This window comes from uncultured Microbacterium sp., assembly GCF_963521695.1.
Classification (GTDB): Bacteria; Actinomycetota; Actinomycetes; order Actinomycetales; family Microbacteriaceae; genus Microbacterium.
Map to the genome: position 1 here is coordinate 1 of NZ_CAUQWC010000225.1, position 5,399 is coordinate 5,399.

3 protein-coding genes are annotated in these 5,399 nt (G+C 69.3%); 2 read left to right on the forward strand and 1 reads right to left on the reverse strand.

Annotated elements, in window-relative coordinates; genetic code table 11:
* Both rho and prfA read left to right on the forward strand, forming a co-directional pair.
* Positions 1-1,472: transcription termination factor Rho (gene rho, locus RWP81_RS13870; RefSeq protein WP_314457036.1), on the forward strand; the 1,472-nt coding region annotated here is incomplete at its 5' end.
* A 32-nt stretch (positions 1,473-1,504) separates the two neighbouring features.
* A complete protein-coding gene (prfA, locus tag RWP81_RS13875; RefSeq protein WP_314457038.1) occupies positions 1,505-2,581 on the forward strand; it encodes a peptide chain release factor 1 in 1,077 nt (358 codons plus the stop codon).
* A gap of 180 nt (positions 2,582-2,761) precedes the next feature.
* Here prfA and RWP81_RS13880 read toward each other — a convergent pair.
* A partial coding sequence (locus RWP81_RS13880; RefSeq protein ID WP_314457041.1) for an immunoglobulin-like domain-containing protein occupies positions 2,762-5,399 on the reverse strand: 2,638 nt, incomplete at its 5' end.

Genomic DNA, 5,399 nt, shown 5'->3' on the forward strand with positions numbered 1-5,399 from the left:
AGGGCGGCCAGCAGGGCGCGTCGCAGCGTGACAACGCGCAGCAGGGCGGCCAGCGTGAGAACGGTCAGCGCGAGAGCGGTCAGCGCGAGAGCGGTCAGCGCGAGAGCGGTCAGCGCGACAACGGTCAGCGCGACAACGGTCAGCGTGAGAACGGTCAGGGCGGCGCTTCGCAGCGCGACAACGCGCAGCAGAGCGGTCAGCAGGCCCAGCAGCAGCAGGGCGCGGCGAACAGCCGCAACCGTCAGCGCAACAAGCGCCGCGGCCAGAGCACCACGGGTGACGAGTTCGAGACCGAGATCGGCGAGGACGACGTGCTCGTTCCCATCGCCGGCGTGCTCGATGTGCTCGACAACTACGCGTTCGTGCGCACCACCGGCTACCTGCCGGGCCCCAGCGATGTCTACGTCTCGCTCGGCCAGGTCAAGAAGTACAACCTGCGCAAGGGTGACGCCGTCGTCGGCGCCATCAAGCAGCCGCGCGAGGGCGAGCAGCAGGGGCGTCAGAAGTACAATGCGCTCGTGCAGGTCGATTCGATCAACGGCCTGTCGGTCGATGACGCCGCCGCCCGTGTGGAGTTCAACAACCTCACCCCCCTCTACCCCCAGGAGCGTCTGCGCCTGGAGACCGGTCCTGAGAAGCTCACGCAGCGCATCATCGACCTGGTCGCCCCGGTGGGCAAGGGCCAGCGCGGGCTGATCGTCGCGCCCCCGAAGGCCGGCAAGACCATCGTGCTGCAGCAGATCGCCAACGCGATCGCCACGAACAACCCCGAGGTCCACCTCATGGTCGTGCTCGTCGACGAGCGCCCCGAAGAGGTCACCGACATGCAGCGGACCGTCCGCGGCGAGGTCATCGCCTCGACGTTCGACCGGCCTGCCGAAGACCACACCACGGTCGCCGAGCTCGCCATCGAGCGTGCGAAGCGCCTGGTCGAGCTCGGCCGCGACGTCGTCGTGCTGCTCGACTCGATCACCCGTCTGGGGCGCGCCTACAACCTGGCCGCGCCGACCTCGGGCCGCGTTCTCTCCGGTGGCGTCGACGCCTCGGCGCTGTACCCGCCCAAGCGGTTCTTCGGCGCCGCGCGCAACATCGAGAACGGCGGATCGCTCACGATCCTCGCCACGGCGCTGGTGGAGACCGGCTCGAAGATGGATGACGTGATCTTCGAGGAGTTCAAGGGCACGGGCAACAGCGAGCTGCGCCTGAACCGCCAGCTCGCCGACAAGCGCATCTTCCCGGCCGTCGACGTCAACGCGTCGAGCACCCGCCGCGAAGAGATGCTGCTGTCGAACGACGAGGTCAAGATCACCTGGAAGCTCCGCCGCGCTCTGGCCGGCCTCGAGCCCCAGCAGGCCCTCGAGGTCGTGCTCGGCAAGCTCAAAGAGACCCAGTCGAACGTCGAGTTCCTCGTGCAGATGCAGAAGTCGATCCCGGCGCCCGCGCGCGGCGGTGACGACAACAGCATCCGCTGACCCCGGCCGCCAGCGCGATGTCGGTGCCCGCGATGTTCGAGTCCTTCCGAGGGCTCCTCGACGAGCACAAAGCCGTCCAGGAGGAGCTTTCCGACCCCGCCGTGCACGCGGACGCCGCACGCGCGAAACGCGTCAACCGCCGTTATGCGGAGCTGTCGCGTATCGTCTCGGCCCATGAGACGTGGGTCTCGGCCTCCGATGATCTGGACGCCGCGCGTGAACTCGCTCGCGAGGACGCCGCGTTCGCCGACGAGGTCCCGGGGCTGGAGCAGCGGGTCGCAGAGACGCAGGAGCGTCTGCGGCGCCTGCTCATCCCGCGCGACCCCGACGATGCGCGTGACGTGATCATGGAGATCAAGGGCGGCGAGGGCGGGGCCGAGAGCGCCCTGTTCGCGGCGGACCTCCTGCGCATGTACCTGCAGTACGCGGCGTCGATGGGGTGGAAGACCGAACTGCTCGAGCGCACCGAGAGCGATCTGGGCGGATACAAAGACGTCCAGGTCGCGATCAAGGGCTCGTCGAGCGATCCGGCGCAGGGCGTCTGGGCGCACCTGAAGTACGAGGGTGGCGTGCACCGCGTACAGCGTGTGCCGGCGACGGAGTCGCAGGGCCGCATCCACACCTCGACGACCGGGGTGCTCGTCTTCCCCGAGGTCGACGAGCCCGAGGAGGTCGGAATCGACCCCAACGATCTCAAGATCGACGTCTTCCGCTCGTCGGGTCCCGGAGGGCAGTCGGTCAACACGACCGACTCTGCGGTGCGCATCACACACGTTCCCACGGGCATCGTCGTATCGATGCAGAACGAGAAGTCGCAGCTGCAGAACCGCGAAGCCGGTATGCGCGTGCTGCGTGCACGCTTGCTCGCAAAGCAGCAGGAGGAGCGCGACGCGGTCGCCGCCGACGCGCGAAAGTCGCAGATCCGCGGCATGGATCGCTCAGAGCGCATCCGCACCTACAACTTCCCCGAGAACCGGATCGCCGACCACCGCACCGGCTACAAGGCGTACAACCTCGACCAGGTGATGGACGGTGCCCTCGGCCCGATCATCGAGTCGGCGATCATCGCCGACGAAGAGGCGCGACTCGCGGCCCTCGCCGACGGGTGACCAACCGGCCGCCGTCCGTCGGAGACGGGGGAGTCCGAAGCGACGTACCTTTCGCACCTCGATGCGTGTCGGGGCCGTCGGGCGCCCCCGCGGCGCCCGACCCGTTCACCCGGCAGAGGTGACGGAGGGGGGAGGGCCCGCGGGCCCTCCCCCCTCACGCACCGTCTCGGTGCGTACTCGTCAGCGGCAGCTGATGGCAGCGTAGGCGGCGGTGATCGTGCGCGAACCCGACCCGTCCGTGGCCGTCACCTCAACAGAGCCGGCCGCGACCGTCGAGGCGCGCACGGTGGTTGCCGTGGAGACCGAGGCACCGGGGGCGACGGCGGTGTGCGCCTTGCCGCCCCACGCCGTGTTCACGGTGAGATCGGCGACGGCGTCGCTGTCGTTGGTCGCTCGCGTGGTGATGACGACCTTCCCCGCAACGCACCGGGCGGATGCCACGGCACTCACGGCGGGTCCCGGGGGAGCCGTGGCGGTGATGGTTGCGATCGCGGGTGTGCCAGCCGAGTTGGCGAGCTGTCCGCGCACCTGGACGGTGTCGCCGGCCTTCTTCAGCGACGACAGGTCGGCCTTGTCCCATGTGACCGCGACGGTCTCGCGGTGCCCGTCCTTGAAGGTGGCCTGCACCGTTCCGGGAAGCGTGACGTCGGCGGATCCGGCCTGCGCGGTCGCGGCGACCGGGTCGATCGAGGTGACGAGCAGCGACGGGTTCCATTTCGCGGCGAGGGTGTCGCGCTCCTGCGCCGTGATGGCGAGGATCGAGCCGTGGCGGGGTGAGGCCGGCAGCGAGAAGCTGTTCGGGATCGCCCACTGGATGTCACCCTCGAGCGAGTTCGTCCCGAGGGGGATGTACCCTCGTCCGCCGTAGTTGTCGACCCAGAGGAAGTACTCGTACCCGGCGCGGTCGCCCTCGTTGGCCTTGAAGATCTCCGGACCTTCGACCTCGGGCGTGCCGGCGGTGCGGCCGATGCAGGTGTCGATGAGCGACCAGGCACCGGATGCCGTCGTGGCGCGCAAGTCGGTCGATTTCTGCGCGATGATGTCGGGTGAAGCGCAGCCGCTGGTCTGGGTGGCCTTGGTGAAGCGGTACCAGGTGTCACCCTCCTTCAGCACGGTGGAGTCGATCAGTCCGTTGCCGGCGTTCAGTCCGGGTACGTCCGCGGCCTTGAACCACGGCTGGGGGGTGGTGAAATCGCGGAAGTCGCGGGTCGTCGAGATGAGGATCTGCGGTCCGTTTCCGTCGGCGACGTTACGGGCGGCGCCGTCCGTGAAGAGCGACGACGTCCAGTAGACGGTGTAGGCCTCGATGCTTTCGTCGTAGATCGCCTCCGGGGCCCAGGTCATGCCCGCATTGGGCAGGTTGACCTCGACGTGACGCTGCTCGCCCCAGTTGACCAGGTCGGTGGACTCCCAGATCTCGAGGTGCTGACTGCCGCGGTTCGTCGCGCCGCCCCAACCGGAGGTGCCGACCGACAGGTCGGTGGCCAGAAGGAAGAACCGGTCGCCCTCTTTCGATCGCAGGATGAAGGGATCGCGCAGGCCCGTCGTGCCCTTGGTTGAGCTGAGGACGGGTTGCGCGTCGTTGAGCGTCTTCCAGCGCAGCGAATCGTTGCCGTCAGAGGTCGCGAAGCGGATCTTCTCGCCCTGGATGCTGTCGCCGGTGAAGTACGCGAAGAGGTACGCGTCCAGGTCGCTGGCTGCGACGGGGGCCGCGGCGGGAACGGTGCGCACGAGTGTCCGAACGAGCGGCGCGGTGCCGTTGACGGTGATCGTCGCCGTCAGCGTGACCTGCGTGTCGGCGGCAGGGCGCGTGACGGCGCCCTTGGCGACGACGTTCGGGGCCGTGCCCTTGTCGGTCGTTGAGATGACCGCTTCGTTCGACGAGGACCACGTGATGGCGGCGTTCGCCGCTCCCGAGCGCGTAGCGGTGGCGGCCACGTCGGCACCGGTCGTCGGCAGCGTGACGCTGCCGCGGATCGGCCCTGCCACGGCAGCATCAGCGGCTACGCCGTCGGCGACGGCGCGGGCCAGTTCGGCCTGTGCACTGTCACCCTGGGCGTACGCCGGGACCTTCACCGTGATGCTCGATCCGGTGACAGCGGTGCCACCGTGGGTGGCGGTGGGCGTCAGAACGACGCTGGCATCGCCGGCACCGGCGGCCGGGCGGATGACCGCTCCGGTCGTGCTGACGACAGCGGGGTTGCTCGAGGTCCACGTGAGGCTCGAGCCACCCGCACCGGTGGTCGGGAGCGTCAGGTCGGAGGTGACGTTGGAGGTGTCGCCGAGCGAGACGGCCGCGTCGCCCCGCGCGATGCCCACGTGCACATCGCCCTCGGCCTGCTGCAGTTGGCCCGCGGAGAGAGCCGAGGTCCACACCTTCACGTCATCGATGGCGCCGGCCCAGTAGGCGTCGGGTCCGTAGAACGACTTGCCGAAGTAGCCCGAGAAGGTGGAGCTGCCCATCGCCGCCGACGCGTTGTAGGTCGTCGCGGCCTGACCGACCAGGGCGCCGTCGAGGAAGGTCTGGACGGTCTTGCCGCCGGTGACGACGACCGCCATGTGCACCCAGCGCGAGGAGGCGACCGGGGCGGTGCCCGACGCGCGGATCTCGGAGCCGTTCTTGATGGCGCCGTAGCCGGAACTGCCGCACTGCGTGGTCGCGAGGATGTGCGCATCGACGCTGGAGCCGAGCGTGAACGGCCAGGTGCACTGCGGTGCGCCGGTCCACCGGAGCCATGCCGACAGCGTGACGTCGGTCGGTCCAGCGGGGATGAGGCCGGGGGCGATGCGCACGAGCGGCGCCGCGGCGGTGCTGGCC

Bases quoted from the DNA above. Each gene is read 5' to 3' on its own strand.
- prfA (WP_314457038.1), top strand. From the start codon at position 1,505: ATGTTCGAGTCCTTCCGAGGGCTCCTCGACGAGCACAAAGCCGTCCAG.